This is a genomic window from Microcoleus sp. MOSTC5, from assembly GCF_036701825.1.
Lineage (GTDB): Bacteria > Cyanobacteriota > Cyanobacteriia > Cyanobacteriales > Microcoleaceae > Microcoleus > Microcoleus asticus.
In genome coordinates this window covers 71,001-93,414 of record NZ_JAUBRK010000014.1, presented here as the reverse complement: position 1 = coordinate 93,414, position 22,414 = coordinate 71,001, and the positions used below count along the sequence as shown (strand labels likewise).

Genomic DNA, 22,414 nt, shown 5'->3' with positions numbered 1-22,414 from the left:
ATTAATTCAAGAATGCGCTCTAAAATTCGATCGCTCATTTCGATAATTCGGCTGGCCGGGCTTGCTGTTGCTGCTTTGGCTATGTGGGGATTTGCCACCATTGCCGAAGAGGTGTTGGAAAAAGAAAGTTACGCTTTCGATACCTCTATTTTACTAGCTCTGAGGAAATTGCACACTCCGCTGCGCGATCAAATAATGCTGGGCTTTACCTTTTTGGGCGAGCCGAACTTGCTGCTAGTGATTTGTCTGATGTTGGGTATTGTTTTGGTAGCGCGCAATCACCGATCGGAAGCTACAACTATTGCGTTCGCGGGTGCGGGGGCGATCGGTTTAAATTTACTGTTAAAAAAACTTTTTGCCCGCGCTCGACCTCAACTTTGGGAGCGCGTTGTTGATGTTAAATTTTACAGTTTCCCTAGCGGGCACGCGATGATTTCAATGGTTATTTACGGTTTGCTAGGATATTTTTTGGGTTCCCGCTTTCCCAAGCAGCGCTGGTCGATTTACAGCTTGACCGTCGTATTAATTGCTGCTATTGGTTTGAGCCGGCTTTACCTAGGAGTTCACTGGCCTACCGATGTTATTGCTGGTTATACGGCTGGTTTGGTGTGGCTGATTACCTGTATTATCACTTTGGAAATATGGAAGGAATTGCGTTCTTTGACTACGGCTTCTAAAGAGGAGTTTTTGTCACCTGAAAATTCTCAAGAATAATTTTTAAATTTCTACTCAAGACTGACTGTGAGTTTTTGGGTAAAACACATGGCAATTCCTTTTTCGTAGTAAGCAGCCTCGTTAATGAAAATGGGATAAACGGTTGATTTACCTTCATACAAGACCGACTCACCATCCAAGGTCAAAAACATCGGATCGCCGGGATTTAGGGCTTGATAATCTCTGGATTGCAGATGAGGATGAATCATTGCCTGAATTTCTCTGTTCTCGTTTCTGGGATAGTCGATCGCCCCAACGGTGTGATAAATAGTCAGGGGATTATTGGCAGCAGGCATTGTGCCTTGATTGTAGGCTTCTACGCAGTCTAAGATCGTGCTAACAACTTGCTCAGTTTGCTGAAATAAACACGCATCTAATACCCCTTGCGGGACTGCACCAACCTCCAGCGTACCGCCTAATTCCGAAAGCGATCGCAGCAAAGGACTACCATGATTCTTGGTTGTAGAAGCGAGTACCTTGAGGTGGGGATACACTGAGGTTAAATAAGCTGCTAGTTGCAGATTAAATGGATGATGGCTGGCGAGAATAAATGTTAGCCCCATGTTGGACGTGGTGCTGTGCAAATCGATAATTAAGTTGGGCAGATGAGTGTTTTTTGAGCTAAAAATGCCGTAGATTTCTTTCGCCCGCTGCGCTTCATAGCTGGAGAGATGGGGATTTTCTAAATCTTCCTGTCGAAAACAGCGGTTGAGGTCGATATCGACGTAACGTGTCACGATTTCGCAAGCTTTGGGGTTGGCTAGCAGAGTCATAGTTTCAAAAGTCGATCGCCCAATTAACTCTGGCGCGCGATCGAATTTCTTCACGAGGTAAATTCCTGTGAGTTCGTTTCCGTGGGTTCCTCCCACTATGGCAACACGTTTAATTTGGTTCATAAACAAATAACTTCCTATCCCAAGCGTAGCACCCTTTGTCATCTGTTGGTAAAAAACATGAGATTGAGGTTTATTATGTGTTTATATTGAGATTAGCTAAAGTTTAAGGAAGTAAGTATCAGACGCAGCCGTCATAAACCCTATTTTTCTGTGTATTTCTAGCCACTAAGCCACAAACTAATTACGAGCGCCACCGCCAAGAAATCGCTCGCATTATAGTTTATCATCAAACCGATGATTGAAAGGGTGAGACACACCAAAAGACAAAAGATACTTGATTTTTACTAATTAATTAAGTTGTCGTATTCTGCATGAGTACCAATCCAGAACCAGAGAATTCCTTGCTTGACTTCTGTACCCAAAGCTCGATGACTTTGCCCAGCTCGAACTGACCAGTATTTGCCAACTTTTTTGAAGTGTAAAGATGGGTGGTTGGGATCGACTTTGAGGAGTTCGTAAGCGCGATCGGCAGTGGATTGCACATTTTCTGGCAGTGCAGCGTAGCAACTCCAAAAGCGGCGGGTTGTATAGTGCATTAGATTGCCCGATATTGCCCTGCTTCAAAATCAGCTAGTGCTTCTTGTGCCAGAGTGTCTAGTTTACCGCCAATGATGTCTTGTTCGAGCTGTTCGCTCCAGCGTTGATAGTCTAAATCTAGCAGCCATTGCACCAGTTTTTGATAGTCACTGGCTGGCAGTTTTAGGATGGCGGCTTCGATTTGCTCAATAGTGGACATAAAATCTGTATGTTTGGGTTGCTTATTTATTATAGCTTTCTAGCTTTCCCCACCAACCACAAAATCCTGTCGCAATAAAATTAAGACTACCGAGAGATAAAGAATATGACGCGAGAGGAGTTGTTGCAGTTAATCGACAAAGCTGCGGATGAGGGCCAGACAGAATTGGATTTGGCAGAGTTCGAGGAATTGCCGCCGGAGATTGGCAAGTGCGCTCTGCTTGAGAGGTTGGTGTTGGGGAATTTTGCTATGATAGTTTGAGCGATCGCACTATTATATATTCTGTAAATTACCAGCTATGAACATTCAGTTGGTTGACTCCTTAATTCAAGTCATTGAGTCGCTGACACCTGAAGAGAATTTGCTATTCCAAGAAAAACTCTCAGCTAGGGCGATTCAGAGTACGCCTGGAGTCTGTGGCGGAAATGCCCGAATTCGCAACACCCGCATTCCTGTTTGGACACTGGTTTCGCTTCACCAACAGGGGGCCCATGAGGCTGAGTTACTTCGGAATTATCCAGGTTTGTCGGATCGCGATTTAGAGAATGCTTGGCGTTATTACGATCGCCACCGGGAAGAAATCGATCGCATTATTGTTTCTCATCAAACCGATGATTGAAAGGGTGAGGCTGTATTAAGAGTGAAAATTTCCCGATCGCAATGGTCGAGCATTTGCGTAGCCTTGACTGTGATGTTTTAACTTCCTATGATGCTGGTCAAGCCAATCAAGGGATTCCTGATGACGAAGTTCTCCGATTTGCTACTGAACAAAATCGGGCGGTAATTAGCTTCAATCGCGATGATTTTGTGGCGCTACACCGTGGTGAACATCATGCAGGAATTATTGTGTGTAAAGACGATCGAGATTACTTAGGACAAGTTACTATTCTTCATGCCTATGTTCAGGATGTTGATTGGCTGTTCGATCGCCTGATTCGCATCAAAAAGCAGAATCAGCTTGGGTTGAGTCATCCGGTTTTTGTGGTTCAAGAGTACGGGCGATAATTCCCCCCCACCAAGCGAAAAATCCTGCCACAATAAAATGAATCCTACCGAGAGACAAAGGGCATGACGCGAGAGGAAGCAGTGCGGCGAATTGACCAAGCAGCCGAGGAAAAATTGACCCAACTGGATTTGTCGGGGCTCGACTTGGAGGAATTGCCGCCGGAGATTGGCAAGTGCACGCAGCTTGAGATGCTGGTGTTGGGGGAGGCAAATCAATGGAGCGGTGTTGATGGTAAATGGACTCCGCAGCCAATTACGAATCAATTAAGCGCACTGCCGGAGGAAGTGCGATCGCTGGGAAATTTGCGATCAATTGACCTCAGTGGCAATCCATTCGGAACGATACCAGAATTGCTGCTGGAAATGAAGCAATTAAAGAGTTTAAATTTAACCAGTATTGGTTTAACAGAACTTCCAGAGGCGATCGGCCAACTGTCCAATCTGACACAGCTTAACCTCAGTCACAATCCGATCGCCCAAATTCCAGAAGCGATCGCCCAACTGTCGAATCTGACAGAGCTTGTCCTCTGGGATAATCAGATAACTCAAATCCCAGATGCGTTAGCAAAGCTTTGTGAAGCACTCGCCCAACAGTCCAATCTGACACAGCTTGACCTCAGTCGCAATCAGATTACCCAAATCCCAGAGGCGATTAGCCAATTGTCGAATCTGAGAGATCTTGACCTCGGTTGGAATCAGATTACCCAAATCCCAGAGGCGATTAGCCAATTGTCGAATCTGACAAGGCTTTCCCTCAGTCACAATCCAATCGCCCAAATCCCAGAAGCGATCGGGCAACTGTCTCTTCTGACACAGCTTTACCTCAGTGACAATCAGATTACCCAAATCCCAGAAGCGCTCGGGCAACTGTCTCTTCTGACACAGCTTGACCTTAGTTGGAATCAGATTACCTCCATCCCAGATGCGATCGGCCAACTGTCTCTTCTGAGCGGGCTTGACCTCAGTAGAAATCAGATTACCTCCATACCAGAAGCGATCGGGCAACTGTCTCTTCTGACACAGCTTTCCCTCAGTTGGAATCAGATTACCCAAATCCCAGAGGATCTCGGCCAACTGTTAAATTTGACATGGCTTCAGCTCGATAAAAATCAGATTACCCAAATCCCAGAAGCGATCGCCCAACTGTTTAATTTGACAGTGCTTGTCCTCAATAAAAATCAGATTACCCAAATCCCAGAAGCGATCGCCCAACTGTTTAATCTGAAACTGCTTGTCCTCAGTAACAATCAAATTACCCAAATCCCAAAGGATCTCGGGCAACTGTCGAATCTGACACGGCTTTCCCTCAGTAGCAATCAGATTACCTCCATCCCAGAAAATCTCGGGCAACTGTCGAATCTGACAGGGCTTGACCTCAGTGACAATCAGATTACCTCCATCCCAGAGGATCTCGGGCAACTGTCGAATCTGAGACAGCTTGACCTCAGAAACAATCAGATTGAAAAGATTCCGGAATGCTGGGAAACACTGCCAAAACTTGAAAAACTCGACCTCCGCAGCAATCCCCTGCCCATTTCTCCAGAAGTTCTGGGGCCTGCCAACCTGAGAGAAGAACCCGGTACTCCCGCCGCCATCTTCAACTACCTCCGCCAACTCCGCAGCGGCGAAGTTCTCCCCCTCAACGAAGCCAAAGTCCTCCTCGTCGGGCAAGGCAGCGTCGGCAAAACCTCCCTGATCAACTGCCTCACAGACAAAAAATACAACCCCAACGAGCCCCAAACCGACGGACTCAACATCACAGACTGGAAAATTACAATCAACACCAAACAAGTCAAACTCAACGTCTGGGACTTCGGCGGACAAGAAATCTACCACGCCACCCACCAATTTTTCCTTACCAAACGCAGCCTCTACCTGCTGGTGTGCAACTGTCGCACCAGCGAAGACGAAAACCGCCTCGAATACTGGCTGAAACTGATCGAAAGCTTCGGCGACGCCTCCCCCGTCATCCTCGTCGGCAACAAGTGCGACGAACAACCCCTGGATCTCAACCGCAAAGCCTTGCGCGACAAATATCCCAACATCAAAGCGATTATCGAAACCTCTTGCCAAAGCGGAACCGGAATCGACGAACTCCGCAGCGCCATCCACACCGAAATCTCCGAACTCAAAGAAGTCTACGATCTTTTGCCGCTAAGCTGGTTCCAAGTCAAGCAGCGCCTGGAAAACCTGGACCAAGACATCATCAGCATCAGCGAATACGCCACCATCTGCGCCAAAGAAAACATCTGGGAAGAAACCGACCAAACCCAACTGATCGGACTGCTGCACAACCTGGGCATTGTCCTCAACTTCCGCGAACACCCGATCCTGCAAAACACCAACATCCTCAATCCCCACTGGGTGACTGAAGGCATCTATGCCCTCCTCAGCGACGACGCACTCAAAGTCAAAACCAAAGGCATTCTCACCTACGCCGACCTCAGCCGCATCCTCGACTCAAATAAATATCCCAGCCGCCGCTACCACTGCCTCACCGAGTTGATGGGCGAATTTGAACTCTGCTTCCCCGTCAGCCATTGTCCCGCGCCGACTTTCCTCATCCCCGGCATCTTGCCCAAAGAACAACCGGAAAACACCGAACTCCAAGGCGAAACCCTGGAATTTCAATATCACTACCGCATCCTCCCCGACAGCATCCTCTCGCGCTTCATCGTCCTCACCCACGAGAAAATCCACAACTGCACCCACTGGCGGACGGGGGTTATGCTGGAGTACAGGGAAGGCGCTGAGGTGTACAACATCGCCCGGATTAAATCTGACCCGGAAGATAAGAAAATCTTTATTGCCGTTAGCGGGCGGGAATCGACGCGGCGTTCTTTCCTCAGCATGATTCGCGATACGTTTACCAAAATCCACAATTCTTTTGCCAATCTAGAAATCAGTCAATGGGTGCCGGTTCCCGATCGTCCCGATGCCGATCCGCTGGATTATGATGAATTGCTAGGGCTGGAGGAGATGGGCCAGACTGAGGTTGCGATCGGCAAACTTAAAACGCGTCGGAATTTGCGGCTGTTGCTGGATGGGTATGAGCCGATCGAACTTCGGCGCAGAAAGCAAATGGGCGATCGAGATTTAGACTATACAGAAGACGGTTATCCTGGAATTAACATTCACGTTCATCAAAACAATCTAGATCGCAGTTCTAAAACAACTCATCAAAACGGGCGCGGCGATAACTTTGGGGGCGATCGAATTCAAGGCGACAAGATAATGGGCAATTCCAATGAAACTCCCCAACGCTGAAGCTGCGTTTATTGATATTCACAAACTTCGGGACTATAGCTTGAACGTCCAGCACGATCGGGGAAAACACAAAGCTCGGTTATTTCTTGCTATCCTAGGGTTAAGTGCTGAAGATGCCGAAGAACTGGAATTTATCCTGTTAGAAGCGATTCAAATATATGATGCCATCTCCTCCAGCCAAGATGAATACGGTCAACGCTATCTGGTCGATTTCCCCCTAACCCGCAATGGAAACACCGCAACAATTCGCAGCACTTGGATTGTCCGTTCTACAGAAACGTTCCCCCGACTCACTAGCTGTTACATTCGGAGGTAAATTATGGTAAAGGCGATCGTCAAGTTACAATTACTCGATGTTGTTGCCATCAAAGAAGATTTACCCGATGCTAATTTACTCGCAGGTCAAGTGGGTACGATCGTCGAGGTTTTAGCTCCAGAAGTTTACGAAGTCGAATTCAGCGACGACGATGGGCAAACTTATGCGATGTTGTCACTACACAGCAGTCAACTGTTACAACTAAAATATAAGTCTACAGCAGAAAATACCCCCATGTCTAATACTATTCATCAATACGGTCAAGGCGATAATGTTGGCGGTGATAAAGTTGGAGGTGATAAAGTTGGAGGCGATAAAGTTGATAATTCGCAAGCCAACAACCTAGAAAACGCTAAGGTTTCCGGTGTTATCGGCCGCGACAACGCCCAAGTTAGTAATAGCCAATTTAACCAAAACAATAACGCCAATACGGCAGAAATCCTGAAACTGATTTCTTCGATGCGTGAAACCGCCGAGCAGTTTCCCGAAGACATCCGCGAGGGGATAATTATTGATCTTGAAGATGTCGAAGCGGAAATTAAGAAACCGGAAAGCCAATGGAATAAAACTAAATTAAATAAAAGGTTAACAGCTATTGTAGCGGCGGTAACTGCGATCGCAATTCCGATCGCAGGCATGACTGATTTTGCTGATAAGGCGATCGATGTCAGCAACAAACTGGGTATCGAACTCAAGTTACCGTCAGGACGCTAAATCATTTAAAATTAAGGTGACTGGGGCTATATTCGCCCCAATAGCCCCAAAAACCTCGGTGTTGCCATGCGAAAGATTGTACTATACATTGCATCTAGTCTGGACGGTTATATCGCGCGATCGAACGGCGATATTGACTGGCTGTTTACAGACCAAAATTACGGTTATACTAAATTCTTAGATAGCATCGATACGGTTCTCATGGGTCGGAAAACTTACGAACAAGTTCTAACTTTTGGCGAGTATCCGTACAAGGAAAAAAAGAGTTATGTTTTTACGAAAAATCTAGATTTACAAGCAACTTCTGATGTCGAAGTGGTAAAAAAATTAGAGAGTTTTGTCAATGATTTGCGCTTGCTTGAGGGCAAGAATATTTGGTTGGTGGGAGGTTCTCTGCTGATTCGCGATTTCCTCAATCAAAACTTTGTCAACGAAGTAATTCTCTCGGTGCACCCGATTATTTTAGGCGAGGGAATTCCTTTATTTACTAATCCCATAAATACTAAAGCTTTGCAGTTAACTGGATGTCAGACATACAGTTCTGGTATGGTTCAGCTATCTTACGATGTCGCCACTTGAGGGCGATCGCGGCAGCTTGCGCGCTTTGGCTGCTATAAGATAGATATAGAAGCTGTATGAGGGAGAAATGGCTGCTAGAGATTTATTTCACGATGCTGTAAAAAAAGCGCTTCAGAAGGAGGAGTGGGAAATCACCGCAGATCCGCTGATCGTCAAAATTCAGGGTGTTAAGTTTGAGATTGATTTAGCCGCAGAGAAGATTTTGGCGGCGGAAAAATTAGGGCAAAAAATTGCTGTTGAAATTAAAAGCTTTCTCAACAACTCTGCAATTACTGACTTTCATCTCGCCTTGGGTCAATTTTTGAATTATCGGCTTGCCTTACAAATCAAAGAACCGGACAGAACACTGTATCTAGCAGTACCCTTTGATACTTTTGACTCGTTTTTTCAAGAGCCATTTATACAAGAAGCGGTCAATGTGTATCAACTTAAACTCGTCGTTTACGATCCGCAAAAGGAGGTAATTGTGGAATGGAAAGAGTAGAGCATTACCGCCAGTGTATCCGCAAATTGCTAACTCAACAAGCAACGAGAGAAAAGCCTAATCCAGACGTTGAATGCCAGCTTGTTTTTGATGGGGAACATGACCACTATCAGTTACTAGATGTTGGCTGGGAGGGACTAAAGCGGATATACAACTGTTTCATTCATTTGGATATCAAGGATAGCAAAATTTGGATTCAGCGCAATATGACAGAAGTGGATATTGCACGGGAATTTGTGGAGATGGGAGTGTCTGAGGATGATATTGTGTTGGGGTTGCATCCACCTTACAAGCGTCCGCATACTGGGTTCGGAGTAGCGTAAAGGAAAAGGCGATCGCAGATGATGAAATGTGTTTGCTACTTTTTGTTATTAATATTTTTTTTCTGGGTCGCGCTTCCTGCTGAGGCCTCTGTATGCCGCAATTATCAAGGAAGCGAGATTTGCATTGTCGATATCAAACGCAGTGCAAAAAATTATTGGGAATACAGGGTAATTCTGAGTGTTGACGGAGTGAAACAGCCTCTAGAAGTCTACAATTGCCGCGATCGCACTACAGTTAAGAAAAATGGAACTGTTTTGGCGTTTGGACAAAACAACCCTGGTGAAATCGTCTGCCGTTTTTTTAATCAGAAATAAGTAAATGAAGTTATTGTAAGGTGCGCTTCGGGCTGAATGTTGCAACCACAAACTCAAGAATTTTTCCCGAAGCGCAGCCTACGGCTAGAATTTGCCGTCTACTGCGGACACGCAGCGTTCGCAAATTAGCGGATGTTCGATCGACTCTCCGACGTGAGTAGAGTAGTTCCAGCAACGATCGCACTTTTCCCCGTCTGCTTTCACTACACCAATCGCCAACTCTGGAGACTGATAACTGTACGGCAATTCTTGCAGAATTGCATTCGATTCTACCAGTTCCACTTCCGAAGTAATGAACAAATACCGCAGTTCGTCTACACCCTTGCCGGTCATTGTAGAATGCTGGGTTACAGCTATTTCAGCAGGAATTTCTGGTTTGGGCTCGATCGCAACTAATTCTGCTGTCGGGATTTCAGGTGTTTCTACAAACACTTTTTCGGCTGGGGCTGTTTGTGCGATCGCCTGTGTTTCTACAAGCACAAGCGCTGTATCCAATGCCGGTGCGAGTACCATTGCCTTTGTTTCTGCAAGTACAAGCGCTGTTGTCCGCCCTACCACATCTGCTGTCAGCGAATCAATTTGTTCGGCAATTTCTTGACGGTTGGCGGCAAACAACAAGTGACGGAAAGCAAACCAGATTGTAAATAAGATGCCGATGATTTCCAATAGGCTTCCCAATACCGGAATCTGATTCATCGTATCCAAAATCGCCAGCGTTACTCTGCCAGTTATCAACACAGAGGCTAACAGCCCAAGTGTTACCAAAACTTTTTGGTATTCTGTAAAAAAGTTGCCCGCGTATTCTGGCAGATCCGCCACAAACTGGACGCTTCGATCTAAGATTTGCTGCCAATCTAAAGCCGACGGTTCAGGGGCAGAATACTGTACGATCGCAGAAGATCGATCGCTCTTTTCTGCGATCGTTTCCGCCTCAACATAAACTGTGTTTTCTGTCAAGACTTTAGCAACTTTTGCCGCTTGTTCTTCCTGTTTATCTTGTGCTGCTTTTGCTTTCTCCTCTGCGGCTAACTCGATGACTGAATTTTGCGATCGCACATAATTCACCAATTCTTCGCTGCTGGGATTCAAAGCTTGCAATTGCTGCCTTTTCTCAACATCGGGAACGTACACCAAAACCTTAGCTTCCAAAGAAGAACCGATCGCCTTTTCAATCCGGGCTTTTTCCAAAACCTTGTTAACTTCGCCGCGCACTTGTCGCAAATACTGCCAGCGAGTAGCCAATTCTGGATTGTGCCATTTTGCATCAATTTGCACCCAGCCGGCTTCAAATACTGACTTGTAAGGAGTCGGATAGGGAAGGTACTGCCAAATATCCTCAGCCATGTGACACAAAACAGGTGCGATCGCCCTTGCTAAATTCTCCACAGCAATTGCAATCACCGTCTGACAACTGCGACGGCGAAGGGTATCTGTCGCGCTGATGTAAAGCCTGTCTTTGGCAATATCCAAGTAAAAATTCGACAAATCCACCGTGCAGAAATTCTGCACTGTTTGGAAAAATCGGGAAAATTGGAAGCTTTCAAAAGCATCTTGGACTTCCGCAAATACTTCGCCCATTCTGTGCAGCATATAGCGGTCGAGTTCCGGCAATTCTTCGTAAGCAACGGCATCTTTGGCCGGATCGAAGTCGTGCAAATTGCCCAGCAAAAACTTAGCTGTATTGCGTATTTTGCGGTAAACATCCGACTGCTGTTTGAGAATGTTTTTGCCCAAAGGCACATCTGCCGAGTAGTCTACCGAAGACACCCACAACCGCAAAACATCGGCTCCATATTCCTTAATTACGACTGCCGGATCGACGACATTTCCTTCAGATTTGCTCATCTTGCGGCCTTTTTCATCCAGCACAAAACCGTGAGTCAAAACGGTTTTGTAAGGAGCAACGCCGTTAGTTGCTACACTGGTCAGCAAGCTGGATTGAAACCAGCCGCGGTGTTGGTCTGAACCTTCCAAATACATATCGGCTGGATATTTCAATTCCGATCGACCTTTGGCAACTGCGGCCCAAGAAGAACCGGAGTCAAACCACACATCCATCGTGTCGGTTCCCTTGCGGTAAGTGCGGCCGTTATTGCGGTAAGATTCCGGCAGCAATTCATCGATCGACAATTCCCACCAAGCATCGGAACCTTTCTCTGCAAAGATGGCTTGCACGTGGGCGATCGTTTCTTCATTTAACAGCGGTTCGTTGGTTTCTTCGTCGTAGAATACGGGAATGGGAACGCCCCAAGTCCGCTGGCGAGAAATACACCAATCCGATCGATCGCTTACCATTGCCGTGATTCTATTTTCCCCTTGGGCGGGAATCCAATTCACACCGGCGATCGCTTTTAAGGCTTCATCTCGGAACCCTTCAACGGAGGCAAACCACTGTTCCGTCGCCCGAAAAATAGTCGGCTTTTTCGTGCGCCAATCGTAAGGATAAGAGTGAGCGTAACTTTCCTCTTTAATCAAACAATTTGCTTCGGCAAGGGCATCAATGACTGCGGCATTGCCGTTTCCGAGGACATTTAAACCTGCGAACTGTCCGGCTTCTGCGGTGAAATTTCCGTTCTCGTCTACGGGTGTTAAAACTGGCAAACCGCAGCGTTTTCCGACGATAAAGTCTTCTTGTCCGTGGCCCGGTGCAGTGTGCACCAATCCCGTCCCGGAATCAGCGGTAATGTAGTCGCCGCCGGCAACGATCGGACTTTCGCGATCGAACAGCGGGTGTTTGTAGCTGCAACCTTCTAATTCTTTGCCTTTGAAGGTGGCGAGTATTTTTAATTGAGTGTTAAAAGTTGCCGACAGCCGATCGACCGCATCGACAGCTACTAACATAAATTGTTGTGCGATGTGGGAATTTGCCGGCGGTTCCACCACCGCATAAGTTAGTTCGGGATTGACTGCGATCGCCAAGTTGGCCGGAATTGTCCAGGGGGTAGTCGTCCAAATCGCCGCCCAGAGGCTCGGCATATAGCGCTTGAGCTTCTGTTGCAAAGATTTTGACAATTTTTTCACGTGGAAGCCGACGTAGATGCTGCGCGACGTGTGGCCTTCGGGATATTCGAGTTCGGCTTCGGCGAGGGCTGTTTTCGAGCTCGGACTCCAGTGAACGGGTTTGAAGCCGCGGTAGATGTAGCCTTTGAGCACCATTTGACCGAAAACGCCGATTTGGGCGGCTTCGTATTCGGGTTTCAGAGTTAAATACGGGTGTTTCCAGTCGCCCCAGACGCCGTAGCGCTGGAAGGATTCGCGCTGCTGTTCCATTGTTTGCTGCGCGAAGGCGGAGGCTTTTCGGCGGAGTTCGATCGGGGTAAGATTTAGCCGCTCCTCCGATTTCATGTTCTGCAATACTTTAAGTTCGATCGGCAATCCGTGACAATCCCAACCGGGCACGTAGCGGACTTTTTTGCCGCGCAGCATTTGGTAGCGGTTGATAAAGTCTTTGAGGATTTTGTTGAGGGCGTGGCCGATGTGGAGTTGTCCGTTGGCGTAGGGGGGCCCGTCGTGCAGGATGAACAAGTCGCCTGGGTTATTTTCCGAGAGGCGATCGTAGATTTCTCGATCAGTCCAAAATTGTTGCAATTCTGGTTCGCGCTTGGTGGCGTTGGCGCGCATATCAAACTTGGTTTTGGGCAGGTTTACCGTGTCTTTGTAAGATTTAGCTTCCATTTTTGACAAACTTTTTATGTAGTTAGTTGTTAGTAGTTCGCGGTTATTTGAGAGATGATATCAAGTCCGGTTAAATAATCATAATTAAGTTTGTAGTGAGGAACGCAAGTCCTCTCTCGTCCTTGAAGAGCTGACAGCCAGATATTCTATTATAAGCGATCGACCGCACATTAGATCGAAGCAAATCCGTAGGGTGAGCTCTCTTCTCCCTCCTCCGCGCCCTCTGCGCCCTCTGCGGTTAAATCATTCATAAATCGAGGTGGCGCTACTGAGTCAGCCAACTGAACATTTCACCGACGGTGAGATTGAAGGATTCGGCAAAGGTTGGAACGGGGATGCGATCGCCCGGTTCTTCAAAAACTGCTATGGTGCGATCGCGGTCTAACTCGTTTGACGGCGAGTCCGACAGGGATTGAAATCCCTGTCTCATAGCGCAAGTCCTCTGCAAGAGGACTGAGGAGGTTGATTACCGTGCAATGCGAAACTCAACATCTAGTTAAATTGAGACTTGCAGTCGGTTAAAACCGACTTTTGCTATGAGACAGGGAATTCATTCCCTGTCGGACTGTCGGACTAGGGCAAATGAAAAGCCCTCAGAGAAATAGTCCCAACCCGCGGCTAACGGCATTTCCCATGCGATCGCACAATGACGCGGCCGGCACTCCCTGTCCTTGCTGTTCCCATTTTTCCACGAGTTGGCGGCCCAGGGGCGTGAGGCGAAAACTGTCGGTAATCCCTTGTCCGTCTACTTCCCGCCGCAACACGCCGACTTGAATCAGCCACAGCAGGGAGTTTTCGGCTACGAGTTCGGATACGGGCGATCGGGTGTAGCCGCTTTCGACACCGGAATTTGAGGCGATCGCACTTAGGAAAACACTGTTATCGCGGATGGTCTGGAAGAAGTGTAATTGAAAAGGGGAACAGCGGACGGCGCGATCGGCTCTTTTGACAGTGCGACTGGGATAACTAATAGATTTAAACGCTTCGGATGGGATAAAAGTCATTGCGAGAACTTTTGACTAGGTACTATATTTTTAATTGTTACAGATTTAGAGTCTAAGTCGAGTTTTGAAACATCTACCCAAATATGACAGCGGGTCAAAAGATCCGAAACTTAGGTAAGATTAATACTCAGGTGGCAAGTGCCGATCGCCTATTTTTACAAATACTCCAAACGACCGTTGATTTCTTCAGCATTTAGTACCTCCCAAATTAATACTAATCCTTGCAAAATTTCCCCAATCGATTTACTGGTTTGCGGACAGTAAACAATACCCGCGTGAGACAAACCTGCCTGATGCAGTCTTAAAAAATCCGTATCTTGGGTAAAAATCACTCGCTCTTGAGACAGGGAAAATGCTAATTGTTGTTCGTCGGATTGCCCGATCATTCCTTGTTCTGGAGTTGTGGTGACATCAATTCCCCGTCTTCGCAATCCATTTCCTATGGCAAGAGTTATATTTTCGTCAAGATGAAATTTTATCTTAGCCATGCTGACGATTTTTTAATTTTTGTTGCAATAGCGATGGGGTTTGAGCTTTCAATTGGCTGGCAAATTCTGCATCTGCTTCAATTGCAGAGCGAATTTCATCTCGACGATCGTGATAATAGGCTAAAGCTGCATAGATGTCAGATAAAGTAATACTGGGATAGTGATACAGAATTTCGTCTGGTGACATTCCCATTTGTTCGTGCCAAACAACTATATCCTGAACTCGGATGCGATGTCCGGCGATACGAGGTTTTCCCCCACAGATTCCTGGAGTGATTTCGATATGTTCTTTAATGACGGCGATCGACATGGTAGGGAATTAATATAGGATGTCTCTTCTATTTTAGGACAGGTTAGACGAGTTTGGCTGTAAAAGCCATTTTAGGCGATCGTTTTTCTGAGTTGCCAAGACGACTACTCCCAATGTTGCAACAGCCAACCAAGGAGCATATTAATGCGGACTTAACTAATCATCTCCTCAATTTCGGGATCTGTAAACCCAAATTGCCTGAAACTCCGCAACACATAAGCCGGTGACATTTCCCCAGCACCCATATCAATTGGAACAATCCTTTTTCTGCCTTCAATTTCACGCATATACAAACAATGATCTCCTTTACCCTCTCGGTAAAACTGACATCAGTTTTCTTCTAAAATCTTAATTAATGCTTTAGGTTTTCAAGATGGAATGTTTTTAGGCATAAACTTTCCTTAATTCATAACTGTCTGAGGCTTCTGCATCTTCTAAAATCAGAAACTCGTGTAATTTATTAATAGAAAGAGGGCTGAGATAAACATCAGACTCTGCTTCATATACTTCGGAAAATGACTCAATGGCTTGTTTGAGTTTGTCAATAGATTGTTCTGGAGTATTGCCTTGTCCAACTAATCCATTTTCCAAACACAGAGAAACCCAATAATCAGCACTTTTTCTGACAATCACAGTGTAGAAATCAATCATATTTTATTGAGAACTTAGTTTTAATTGAGTCATGAAATTTTGAAAACACACTAATAATTTAACACACAGTCGCCGATATGAGAATTACCTCCGCAGAAACACCTGGGTCCCAGAAAGGTATAGAATACTTAGGATGCAGCAATCAATTTACCCAATATGACAGAAGACAAAACATTGACAACCGCTAGCGGAATTCCGGTTGCAGATAACCAGAATTCCTTGACAGCAGGTGAACGCGGGCCTATCCTCATGCAGGATTTTCACCTGATGGAAAAACTGGCTCACTTCAACCGGGAACGCATTCCTGAGCGCGTTGTCCATGCAAAAGGAGCCGCTGCATTTGGCACGTTTACCGTCACCCATGACATTACTCGCTATACCAAAGCTCAGCTATTCTCAGAAGTTGGCAAAGAAACTCAGGTTCTCCTGCGCTTCTCTACCGTAGGCGGCGAACAAGGTTCAGCGGATGCCGAACGCGACCCCAGAGGTTTTTCGATGAAGTTCTATACCGAAGAAGGCAACTGGGATTTAGTAGGCAATAACACCCCTGTTTTCTTCATCCGCGATCCGCTCAAATTCCCTGATTTGATCCACACGCAAAAGCGCCATCCCCAAACGCATCTCAAAGATCCTGACGCGAAGTGGGATTTCTGGTCGCTGAGTCCAGAAGCTTTGCATCAGGTGACAATTCTGTTTTCCGATCGCGGTACGCCGAAAAACCACCGCCACATGGACGGTTTTGGCAGCCATACCTTCAGCCTAATCAACGATCGAGGAGAACGGGTTTGGTGCAAATTCCACTTCAAAACCATGCAAGGTATTGAAAATTTCACCGCCGAAGAAGCGACGCAGATCAAAGGCGAAGACCCCGATCATGCGACTCGCGACTTGTTTGAGGCGATCGACCAAGGTAATTATCCCAAGTGGCGGTTTTGCATTCAAGTAATGACCGAGGCCCAGGCTGCAGAGTATCGCGAAAGCCCCTTTGACTTGACAAAAGTGTGGAAGCACTCAGAGTTTCCGTTAATTGACGTGGGAATTCTTGAACTCAATCGCAATCCACAAAACTTTTTTGCGGAGGTAGAACAGGCGGCATTTTCTCCTTCTAATGTCGTTCCAGGTATTAGCTTCTCTCCAGACAAAGTGCTGCAATCTCGCATCATGTCTTATGCAGATGCTCAACGCTACCGTCTCGGTGCAAACTATCAGCAATTGCCCGTCAATCAACCAAAGTGTCCCGTGATGCACTATCAACGGGATGGCGCAATGGCACCGGGTAACAACGGTGGTAGCGGGCCCAACTACGAACCCAACAGCCACGAGGACGCGCCGAAGCAAAACTCGGTCTATGCTGACCCAGCTTGGGACTTAGGAAATGTCAAAGTAGATCGCTACGATCACCGTAAGGGCAATGACGATTACACCCAAGCAGGAGACCTCTATCGCTTGATGAAACCCGACGCACAGCAGCGGCTTATCGCTAACATTGTGGAAAGTTTGAGTGCAGCTAAACCGGAGATTCAGATGCGCCAACTGTGCCATTTCTTCCGCGCCGATCCGAATTACGGCCGCCAAGTCGCAGAAGGTTTAGGAATTGCGATCGATCCGTCGATGATGGCCGCTGCTGGTCAACCGGTTGGTGTGTAGAACCCGCGAACATTCAATTAGACATCTGCTTTTTAGCAGATGTCTATTCTCACATCTTGCACTATTCTCCTTGAACAGGCAAGATGCCTGTTCAACAAGAAAATCAACTCTTTGTGGAACAGGCATCTTGCCTGTTCCACAAAGGATTATTGACAAAGGTGCAAGATCTCAGTATTGAAACTATGCGTGTAACAGGCACTCTTAGCCCGCATCTTAGGTGCAAGTTAAATGCAGTAAAGCTTAACGTCACGGAGTTGGGGGCGATCGCGATTTTTAACAAAGGCCTCTTGCAAAGCGACAGAACCAACTAAAATAAGTTGAGGAACTGCAAGAAAAACCAAACAAGGGAAACAAAACTATGACTTTACCAGTTGGGTGCGCTGCCCCTCAGTTTACCGCCAAAGACACTAACGGCAACACAGTCTCCCTGTCCCAATTCGCCGGTAAAACCGTAATCTTGTATTTCTACCCGAAAGATGACACCCCAGGCTGCACCAGACAAGCCCAAAGCTTCAAAGCAGCCCATGAAGAATACAAGGGCAAAGATATAGTAGTTCTCGGTGTCAGCCGAGACAACGAGGAATCGCACCAAAAGTTCACAGAGAAATACGGTTTGCCTTTCCAGCTATTAGCAGATGTTGATGGCACGATTACCAAAGCTTACGATGTCGAGAAAGGCGATTATGCCAAGCGCGTTACTTTCGTCATCGACGGTACCGGCAAAATCATTCAAGTTTATGAGGGCGAAACCATGAAAGTTGACACTCACGCTCAAGATATTCTTGTCACCATAGTTTAGTCGAAGTTTAGGCGATCGCACTAACCTTCCTGGATGCACCAAACGGCTAAAAACCCGGTTTCTTACTAGATGCCTCGTTCCTATAGGCAATATTCTCCTAGGAACCGGGTTTTTTTCCTAAGTCCTGACCGAAAGCATCCAGGATACAAGCCCCCGCATTCATCCGTGGGGTCAATTCTAAAATCTAAAATCTAAAATCTAAAATCTAAAATCTAAAATCTAAAATCGATTGACTCAGCAAGTGAGGGGTCAAGGGTACAGGGGGAAGCAAACTACTCGAACTAAATTCCTTCCCTCAAAACTTGCACCACAAATCCGCTCAACCAGCAATATATTCGGTTAATGTGCTTAGTCTGCGTCTAAAGTTAGATGTGTGGCGCAACTCGCCCCAATAATTAAAAACTTATGCTGGAAAAGGCATTAACCGCCCGTAGGCTGAATCTAGGGGCGATTTTGTCCTGGTTCGGGTCATTGTGTTTGATAAAATCAGAAGTTATCCTTGCTTTAGCTGAATAACTAAGTAGGTAGAGGGATATATAATGACAACCAACAACATTATTTTGAGTTACTTAGGCCCGCGAGAAATTGAGGCAAATCGATCTGCTGTCTTAGTTGGCAGTTTTGACAAAAATCTAGTGGCAGCGATTTCAGCAGCAGAAGGCTCAAATGCGCTGAATGTGGGGATAAATCTCTCTAGAGGCATTTGGAACATCAGTTTAGAAAAAGGATTCGATAGCGCAGGAACTCGCACACTGCAGGTGAGGGCAACTGATAAGACAGGCAAAGTTATCGGCCAACAAACAATTAACATCAAAGTTAATCCTGCTTCTCAGTCACCCGCTCAATTCTTCACGTTAATTACTCTCAGAGATACCGTATTCAAAGCCGGGACACTGCCCGCGAGCAATCTCAACCCGCAGCAAAAAGCGGACATACCAGCCGGGAAAATTTATCAAATTAGCGACTACGAGTTAGAAGACGGACACCTGAACATTCAACTAAATAATGCAATTTCTCCGGTGGGAAAGTCCGGCTTTTTATACGAAAAACACGTACTCATCACCAAAGGCGCAAAAATTCTCATATTCGATCGCGCCGAGTTGCCAGTCCCGCCGCCTGGAATGCAGTTACTGTGGGTTATCAAAAAGACATGGTTAAAGTTAACCCCCGCAGATTCTGCAACTTTAGGAGCAACTCAGAAATTACAATTTAACGCGGGAGAAACTTTCAATCTTCTTGGCTACGCTTGCGTGGAAAACCATTTTCGAGTCGCTTTTGCTCGGGCAGTTCCTAACTTAGGAACTTCGGGATTTGTGTACTGGCAGCACGTCCAAATTTTGCGAGACGGGAGGGGAATTGAGTATGATAGAAATGCAGTTACCATGACTGTTATCAAAACTACTGCGATCAAAAAGCAGCCTGTAAATGCCGCTAACCTGCCACCCCAAGAAAAATTTACTTTGCCGGCGGGAATGATTTACGGAATTGCCGGATTCTCGATCGAACAAAGCCACATTAAAGTCTCGCTGACCGAGAATTTGCCGCAATTTGGCAATACGGGTTTCATTTATCCCGATTTTGTGCAATTCAGCCGCGGTGGCAAATCTTTCAATCCCGCTGTGAATTTAAGTTATCAAGGGCCGTCAGAAGTTTTGGTAAATCAGCCGATCGTCCTTCGGGGTACTTTTGACCGGCAACAAGCAGCAAAAATTGAGGTGATAGCTGAGGATACATTGCCCCTAAGCGTCACGCTAAACCAACAGGCCAGCACTTGGCAAGTTAATTTGTCTAAAGGATTTAGCGTAGCTGGAGCTCGGTGGCTCAGGTTGCGGGCAACTGACAGCAAAGGCAACGTTACTGGCAGCCAAATAATTTACATTACCGTAAGTTCCGATCCGCTGACTGTCGGACAAGGTTTGACCTTAAAGATAGTTTCTGACACTTTGTTTAAAGTAGCTCCGTTTGATTCTTCCCGGCTCAACAATCAGCAAAAAGTTTTTGTCAAAGCAGGCCAGACTTTGGCAGTTAGCAAGTACGGATTTATTGACGGGCATCTCAAGGTGGTTGTGGATTCAGCAATTTCGCCGATCGGCACTTTTGGCTATTTTTACGAACCCGACGTTCAGCTTGCCAAAGGCTCTCAAATCCTAAGATTTGACCTGGCAGACGTACCGAATAGCAACGTCAGCGCTCAACTGTTGGTAACTCAAACAACTCAGATTAAAGGTCAACCAGAAGATTCATCTAAACTGCCTGCAAATCAAGTTGCTCAAATAACTTTAGGCAGCACCTATGCCATCACTGGTTATGCCTGCATTTTGGGGCATTTCCGAGTAACTCTCGCCGAACCTATTCCCGGTTTCGGCAATATCGGATTTATTTATTGGCAGGACGTTAAAATTAAAAAAGACGGCAAAGAAGTTCCCTTTGACCCCGGTGCTTTGACGATGACAATCCTGCAAGCAACTGTCTTTAAAAAACGGCCGGTAGATGCTGCTAGCCTGAGCAGTACCGAGAAAACTACGCTGCCTTTAGGTCGAGTTTACGGCGTGAACAGCTACGGTGCGGAAGGATCTCACCTGAAAGTTTCCCTGACTGAAGAACTGCCTAATTTGGGCAATACAGGTTATGTTTTTCCTAGTTTTGTTCAGTTCAAGCGGGGAGATAAAATTTTCGATCCGGTTCCGAACAATGTGGAATTGAACGTGCCGTATTTTTCGCAGCGGGACAATCCGCGTTTTGATTGGTCTACTTGCAACGTAACTGCGATCGCGATGGTATTTTATTACTACGGCGTTCGTTCTGAGTGGGGCGGACAGTTGGAGGATGAGTTGTTGCAGTGGTGTTTCGACTATGCCGGTCAGGGTTCTCAAACCGATCACAACGTACTTTCGGCACTGATTCAAGCTTACGAGTTTAAGACAAGTTTTAGTACGACTCGCACGTGGGCCGATGTGCGATCGGAATTGCTGAATCGGCGACCGGTAGTTTTAGCGGGAGATTTTACTGCGGCCGGTCACATTATCACTTTAATTGGCTACAATTCTCAGGGTTATATCGTGCAAGATCCTTGGGGAGATGCACTCACCGGTTACAGCGATACTGAGGGGAGAAAGTTGATGTATCCCTACAGCTACGTCAATCAAGTTGCTGGGCCAGATGGGAATGTTTGGGCGCATTTTATCTCTCGATAATCTACTCTACGGTTTGCAAGTAGTTTGAAGCACTACGACTATTCGTAAGGTGCGCATTACAGCTATTCGTAAGGTACTCCGTGCGCACCCTACATAACTCAGGCAATCTTGCGCTTAATTTTGCGTTTCGCTGCACCAATGCCTAGAATCCCAAATCCGGCTAAAGTACCGAAGATAGTAGCAGGTTCTGGTACTGGTTCAGCAGAGCCTTTTTCAAAAGAGCCTTTAATGGCGATCGCATCGTTAGCGCACTCGGCAAAAAAGTTAGCAATATAGTTCCCCGAAGGCATTGAGGATTTATTGAAACTGAATCCGATTGTTTGAGAACCTACGGCATTAAACTGACCGAAATTAAGACCGAGGGCGCTCAAAGTTGCTGGCGTTAAAACATTGATTTCTCCTACTTTTGTACCTGTAGCAATTGAGTTGAGAACCGTCCAGTTACCTGTTTGTTGAAAATAGGGGTCTGTGGCAGCTAAATCGCCCATTGATGGGGTTCCGCCTTGAGATGAAGCTACCGTATTGAATTGATTTAAATTAGTAAAGCCAGAGTTAGTTTGGGTGACGTTTTTAGCAGTAACGTTACTGTAAATGCCTGTTGTGGCTACGCTTGAGTCATTTCCTCCGGCAAAGCGGATACCAAACAAGCTGCCGTTTGCGTTAGCTGTATTGAAATTTTGACCGGAAAAATTGAAGAATAAATCGCCGTAGTTGATGTTGCCTCTTTGAGCTAATGGGTCGGCGTATCCTGCTAAACTCAGATTGGAGTTAATCGCGATGAAAGCTGTATCTGAGGTTTCTTTGATGGCGATGCCGTAAAATTCAAATGCGCCACCGCCGATTTGATCCCCTGTCACGCCATCGCTGAAGGAATCGATCGCATAATTCCAGCCGTTAGATAGCGTTGCTGCTGTAGCTTTTTGTTGCTGTAGTACGATAATTGCACATAAAACACCCACTGAGTAAGTCAAGTGGATGCTGTTTTTAGCAATGGATTTCATAAAATGCTCCCTGGGAATGAGTGTTAAAGCATCCTGTCTGTTCTATCGACTGTTTTTAACTTTCAGCAAATCATACATTCCGACCGAATTTATTAAAGTTTCGGTAAAGATTTTGTCCGGCGATCGCATTATATCAATTATATCGGTTAAAAAAACGAACCCATGCCAGCACTCATACATGATGTATAGGACACCGCGAGTGCCTAAGTCTCTACCCGCATTAATTTTAAGGACACGGCACTGTCGTGTCGAAAGCTGTGGGTAATATTAATTCCGATGTTACCGGATTTGATATA

Annotated in this window: 26 protein-coding genes; 15 read left to right on the top strand and 11 right to left on the bottom strand. The window is 46.2% G+C overall.

Annotation, left to right across the window (positions count from 1 at the left end; translation table 11 throughout):
• Positions 1-12: 12 nt before the first annotated feature.
• Positions 13-714, top strand: a complete 702-nt coding sequence (locus QUA54_RS10215) for a phosphatase PAP2 family protein (RefSeq protein WP_333414472.1) — start codon at positions 13-15, stop codon at positions 712-714.
• Between the two features lie 11 nt (positions 715-725).
• On the opposite strand, the gene QUA54_RS10210 is transcribed toward QUA54_RS10215, so the two are convergent.
• The 3 genes from QUA54_RS10210 to QUA54_RS10200 all read right to left on the bottom strand — a co-directional run bounded on the left by QUA54_RS10210 (position 726) and on the right by QUA54_RS10200 (position 2,346).
• Positions 726-1,610: an aspartoacylase gene (locus tag QUA54_RS10210; RefSeq protein ID WP_333414470.1), complete on the bottom strand. Its 885-nt coding sequence runs from the start codon at positions 1,608-1,610 to the stop codon at positions 726-728.
• 284 nt (positions 1,611-1,894) lie between these two features.
• Positions 1,895-2,146 (bottom strand): ParE family toxin-like protein, encoded by a 252-nt coding sequence (locus QUA54_RS10205; protein WP_333192689.1) that lies wholly within the window; start codon positions 2,144-2,146, stop codon positions 1,895-1,897.
• Entirely contained in the window at positions 2,146-2,346 is a 201-nt protein-coding gene (locus QUA54_RS10200; RefSeq protein WP_333192687.1) for a hypothetical protein, read from the bottom strand. Before QUA54_RS10200 ends, QUA54_RS10205 begins: the two co-directional genes overlap by 1 nt.
• Before the next feature lie 105 nt (positions 2,347-2,451).
• On the opposite strand from QUA54_RS10200, the gene QUA54_RS10195 reads away from it, so the two are divergent.
• The 10 genes from QUA54_RS10195 (at position 2,452) to QUA54_RS10150 (ending at position 9,349) form a co-directional block, all read left to right on the top strand.
• The gene (locus QUA54_RS10195; RefSeq protein WP_333414469.1) at positions 2,452-2,607 is read left to right on the top strand and encodes a hypothetical protein; all 156 of its coding nucleotides are present in this window, start codon (positions 2,452-2,454) and stop codon (positions 2,605-2,607) included.
• A 37-nt stretch (positions 2,608-2,644) separates the two neighbouring features.
• Positions 2,645-2,965 carry a DUF433 domain-containing protein gene (locus QUA54_RS10190; RefSeq protein WP_333414467.1) on the top strand — a complete coding sequence of 107 codons (321 nt, stop codon included), beginning with the start codon at positions 2,645-2,647 and terminating at the stop codon, positions 2,963-2,965.
• A gap of 14 nt (positions 2,966-2,979) precedes the next feature.
• A complete protein-coding gene (locus QUA54_RS10185; RefSeq protein WP_333414503.1) occupies positions 2,980-3,351 on the top strand; it encodes a DUF5615 family PIN-like protein in 372 nt (123 codons plus the stop codon).
• Positions 3,352-3,414: 63 nt separating this feature from the next.
• Positions 3,415-6,618, top strand: a complete 3,204-nt coding sequence (locus QUA54_RS10180; RefSeq protein WP_333414466.1) for a leucine-rich repeat domain-containing protein — start codon at positions 3,415-3,417, stop codon at positions 6,616-6,618.
• A complete protein-coding gene (locus QUA54_RS10175) occupies positions 6,599-6,934 on the top strand; it encodes a DUF6883 domain-containing protein (protein ID WP_333414465.1) in 336 nt (111 codons plus the stop codon). Before QUA54_RS10180 ends, QUA54_RS10175 begins: the two co-directional genes overlap by 20 nt.
• A gap of 3 nt (positions 6,935-6,937) precedes the next feature.
• Entirely contained in the window at positions 6,938-7,648 is a 711-nt protein-coding gene (locus QUA54_RS10170; RefSeq protein WP_333414464.1) for a DUF4926 domain-containing protein, read from the top strand.
• 66 nt (positions 7,649-7,714) lie between these two features.
• On the top strand, positions 7,715-8,227 hold the full coding sequence (locus tag QUA54_RS10165) for a dihydrofolate reductase family protein (protein WP_333414461.1): 513 nt from the start codon (positions 7,715-7,717) through the stop codon (positions 8,225-8,227).
• A 67-nt stretch (positions 8,228-8,294) separates the two neighbouring features.
• Complete coding sequence (locus QUA54_RS10160) at positions 8,295-8,711, top strand: XisH family protein (protein WP_333201260.1); 417 nt, start codon at positions 8,295-8,297, stop codon at positions 8,709-8,711.
• Entirely contained in the window at positions 8,699-9,034 is a 336-nt protein-coding gene (locus tag QUA54_RS10155) for a XisI protein (RefSeq protein ID WP_333414459.1), read from the top strand. Before QUA54_RS10160 ends, QUA54_RS10155 begins: the two co-directional genes overlap by 13 nt.
• A gap of 18 nt (positions 9,035-9,052) precedes the next feature.
• Positions 9,053-9,349, top strand: coding sequence for a hypothetical protein (locus QUA54_RS10150; protein WP_333414457.1), 297 nt, complete (start codon positions 9,053-9,055; stop codon positions 9,347-9,349).
• Between the two features lie 84 nt (positions 9,350-9,433).
• Here QUA54_RS10150 and ileS read toward each other — a convergent pair whose 3' ends face one another.
• The 7 genes from ileS to QUA54_RS10115 form a co-directional block, all read right to left on the bottom strand.
• The gene (gene ileS, locus QUA54_RS10145) at positions 9,434-13,024 is read right to left on the bottom strand and encodes an isoleucine--tRNA ligase (RefSeq protein WP_333414455.1); all 3,591 of its coding nucleotides are present in this window, start codon (positions 13,022-13,024) and stop codon (positions 9,434-9,436) included.
• Between the two features lie 265 nt (positions 13,025-13,289).
• Complete coding sequence (locus QUA54_RS10140) at positions 13,290-13,454, bottom strand: hypothetical protein (protein WP_333103534.1); 165 nt, start codon at positions 13,452-13,454, stop codon at positions 13,290-13,292.
• Positions 13,455-13,617: 163 nt separating this feature from the next.
• Positions 13,618-14,028 carry an Npun_F0494 family protein gene (locus QUA54_RS10135; protein WP_333414453.1) on the bottom strand — a complete coding sequence of 137 codons (411 nt, stop codon included), beginning with the start codon at positions 14,026-14,028 and terminating at the stop codon, positions 13,618-13,620.
• A 155-nt stretch (positions 14,029-14,183) separates the two neighbouring features.
• On the bottom strand, positions 14,184-14,516 hold the full coding sequence (locus QUA54_RS10130; protein ID WP_333414451.1) for a DUF5615 family PIN-like protein: 333 nt from the start codon (positions 14,514-14,516) through the stop codon (positions 14,184-14,186).
• Positions 14,509-14,826 (bottom strand): DUF433 domain-containing protein, encoded by a 318-nt coding sequence (locus tag QUA54_RS10125; RefSeq protein ID WP_242723461.1) that lies wholly within the window; start codon positions 14,824-14,826, stop codon positions 14,509-14,511. Before QUA54_RS10125 ends, QUA54_RS10130 begins: the two co-directional genes overlap by 8 nt.
• 152 nt (positions 14,827-14,978) lie before the next feature.
• A complete protein-coding gene (locus tag QUA54_RS10120; protein ID WP_333414449.1) occupies positions 14,979-15,113 on the bottom strand; it encodes a hypothetical protein in 135 nt (44 codons plus the stop codon).
• 97 nt (positions 15,114-15,210) lie between these two features.
• Positions 15,211-15,477 (bottom strand): hypothetical protein, encoded by a 267-nt coding sequence (locus QUA54_RS10115; protein ID WP_333414447.1) that lies wholly within the window; start codon positions 15,475-15,477, stop codon positions 15,211-15,213.
• Positions 15,478-15,633: 156 nt separating this feature from the next.
• Between QUA54_RS10115 and QUA54_RS10110 the strand changes: the two genes are divergently transcribed.
• From QUA54_RS10110 to QUA54_RS10095, 4 genes are all read left to right on the top strand, one after another.
• A complete protein-coding gene (locus tag QUA54_RS10110) occupies positions 15,634-17,124 on the top strand; it encodes a catalase (protein ID WP_333414445.1) in 1,491 nt (496 codons plus the stop codon).
• A gap of 83 nt (positions 17,125-17,207) precedes the next feature.
• Positions 17,208-17,435, top strand: a complete 228-nt coding sequence (locus tag QUA54_RS10105; RefSeq protein WP_333414443.1) for a hypothetical protein — start codon at positions 17,208-17,210, stop codon at positions 17,433-17,435.
• Between the two features lie 47 nt (positions 17,436-17,482).
• Positions 17,483-17,923 (top strand): peroxiredoxin, encoded by a 441-nt coding sequence (locus tag QUA54_RS10100; protein ID WP_172192900.1) that lies wholly within the window; start codon positions 17,483-17,485, stop codon positions 17,921-17,923.
• Positions 17,924-18,462: 539 nt separating this feature from the next.
• Positions 18,463-21,117 carry a C39 family peptidase gene (locus tag QUA54_RS10095; protein WP_333414442.1) on the top strand — a complete coding sequence of 885 codons (2,655 nt, stop codon included), beginning with the start codon at positions 18,463-18,465 and terminating at the stop codon, positions 21,115-21,117.
• Positions 21,118-21,215: 98 nt separating this feature from the next.
• Here the strand turns inward: QUA54_RS10095 and QUA54_RS10090 are convergent, their stop codons facing one another.
• Positions 21,216-22,118, bottom strand: a complete 903-nt coding sequence (locus QUA54_RS10090; protein ID WP_333414441.1) for a PEP-CTERM sorting domain-containing protein — start codon at positions 22,116-22,118, stop codon at positions 21,216-21,218.
• Positions 22,119-22,414: the final 296 nt, after the last annotated feature.

Excerpts from the sequence above, each read along its gene's own strand:
- QUA54_RS10205 (WP_333192689.1), bottom strand. The coding sequence starts at position 2,146 with ATGCACTATACAACCCGCCGCTTTTGGAGTTGCTACGCTGCACTGCCA.
- QUA54_RS10130 (WP_333414451.1), bottom strand. The coding sequence starts at position 14,516 with ATGGCTAAGATAAAATTTCATCTTGACGAAAATATAACTCTTGCCATA.
- QUA54_RS10110 (WP_333414445.1), top strand. The coding sequence starts at position 15,634 with ATGACAGAAGACAAAACATTGACAACCGCTAGCGGAATTCCGGTTGCA.
- QUA54_RS10200 (WP_333192687.1), bottom strand. The coding sequence starts at position 2,346 with ATGTCCACTATTGAGCAAATCGAAGCCGCCATCCTAAAACTGCCAGCC.
- QUA54_RS10105 (WP_333414443.1), top strand. The coding sequence starts at position 17,208 with ATGCCTGTTCAACAAGAAAATCAACTCTTTGTGGAACAGGCATCTTGC.
- QUA54_RS10160 (WP_333201260.1), top strand. The coding sequence starts at position 8,295 with ATGGCTGCTAGAGATTTATTTCACGATGCTGTAAAAAAAGCGCTTCAG.
- QUA54_RS10095 (WP_333414442.1), top strand. The coding sequence starts at position 18,463 with ATGACAACCAACAACATTATTTTGAGTTACTTAGGCCCGCGAGAAATT.
- QUA54_RS10125 (WP_242723461.1), bottom strand. The coding sequence starts at position 14,826 with ATGTCGATCGCCGTCATTAAAGAACATATCGAAATCACTCCAGGAATC.
- QUA54_RS10090 (WP_333414441.1), bottom strand. The coding sequence starts at position 22,118 with ATGAAATCCATTGCTAAAAACAGCATCCACTTGACTTACTCAGTGGGT.
- QUA54_RS10210 (WP_333414470.1), bottom strand. The coding sequence starts at position 1,610 with ATGAACCAAATTAAACGTGTTGCCATAGTGGGAGGAACCCACGGAAAC.
- ileS (WP_333414455.1), bottom strand. The coding sequence starts at position 13,024 with ATGGAAGCTAAATCTTACAAAGACACGGTAAACCTGCCCAAAACCAAG.
- QUA54_RS10100 (WP_172192900.1), top strand. The coding sequence starts at position 17,483 with ATGACTTTACCAGTTGGGTGCGCTGCCCCTCAGTTTACCGCCAAAGAC.
- QUA54_RS10150 (WP_333414457.1), top strand. The coding sequence starts at position 9,053 with ATGATGAAATGTGTTTGCTACTTTTTGTTATTAATATTTTTTTTCTGG.
- QUA54_RS10195 (WP_333414469.1), top strand. The coding sequence starts at position 2,452 with ATGACGCGAGAGGAGTTGTTGCAGTTAATCGACAAAGCTGCGGATGAG.
- QUA54_RS10175 (WP_333414465.1), top strand. The coding sequence starts at position 6,599 with ATGAAACTCCCCAACGCTGAAGCTGCGTTTATTGATATTCACAAACTT.
- QUA54_RS10120 (WP_333414449.1), bottom strand. The coding sequence starts at position 15,113 with ATGCGTGAAATTGAAGGCAGAAAAAGGATTGTTCCAATTGATATGGGT.
- QUA54_RS10215 (WP_333414472.1), top strand. The coding sequence starts at position 13 with ATGCGCTCTAAAATTCGATCGCTCATTTCGATAATTCGGCTGGCCGGG.
- QUA54_RS10135 (WP_333414453.1), bottom strand. The coding sequence starts at position 14,028 with ATGACTTTTATCCCATCCGAAGCGTTTAAATCTATTAGTTATCCCAGT.
- QUA54_RS10115 (WP_333414447.1), bottom strand. The coding sequence starts at position 15,477 with ATGATTGATTTCTACACTGTGATTGTCAGAAAAAGTGCTGATTATTGG.
- QUA54_RS10190 (WP_333414467.1), top strand. The coding sequence starts at position 2,645 with ATGAACATTCAGTTGGTTGACTCCTTAATTCAAGTCATTGAGTCGCTG.
- QUA54_RS10165 (WP_333414461.1), top strand. The coding sequence starts at position 7,715 with ATGCGAAAGATTGTACTATACATTGCATCTAGTCTGGACGGTTATATC.
- QUA54_RS10170 (WP_333414464.1), top strand. The coding sequence starts at position 6,938 with ATGGTAAAGGCGATCGTCAAGTTACAATTACTCGATGTTGTTGCCATC.
- QUA54_RS10155 (WP_333414459.1), top strand. The coding sequence starts at position 8,699 with ATGGAAAGAGTAGAGCATTACCGCCAGTGTATCCGCAAATTGCTAACT.
- QUA54_RS10180 (WP_333414466.1), top strand. The coding sequence starts at position 3,415 with ATGACGCGAGAGGAAGCAGTGCGGCGAATTGACCAAGCAGCCGAGGAA.
- QUA54_RS10140 (WP_333103534.1), bottom strand. The coding sequence starts at position 13,454 with ATGAGACAGGGATTTCAATCCCTGTCGGACTCGCCGTCAAACGAGTTA.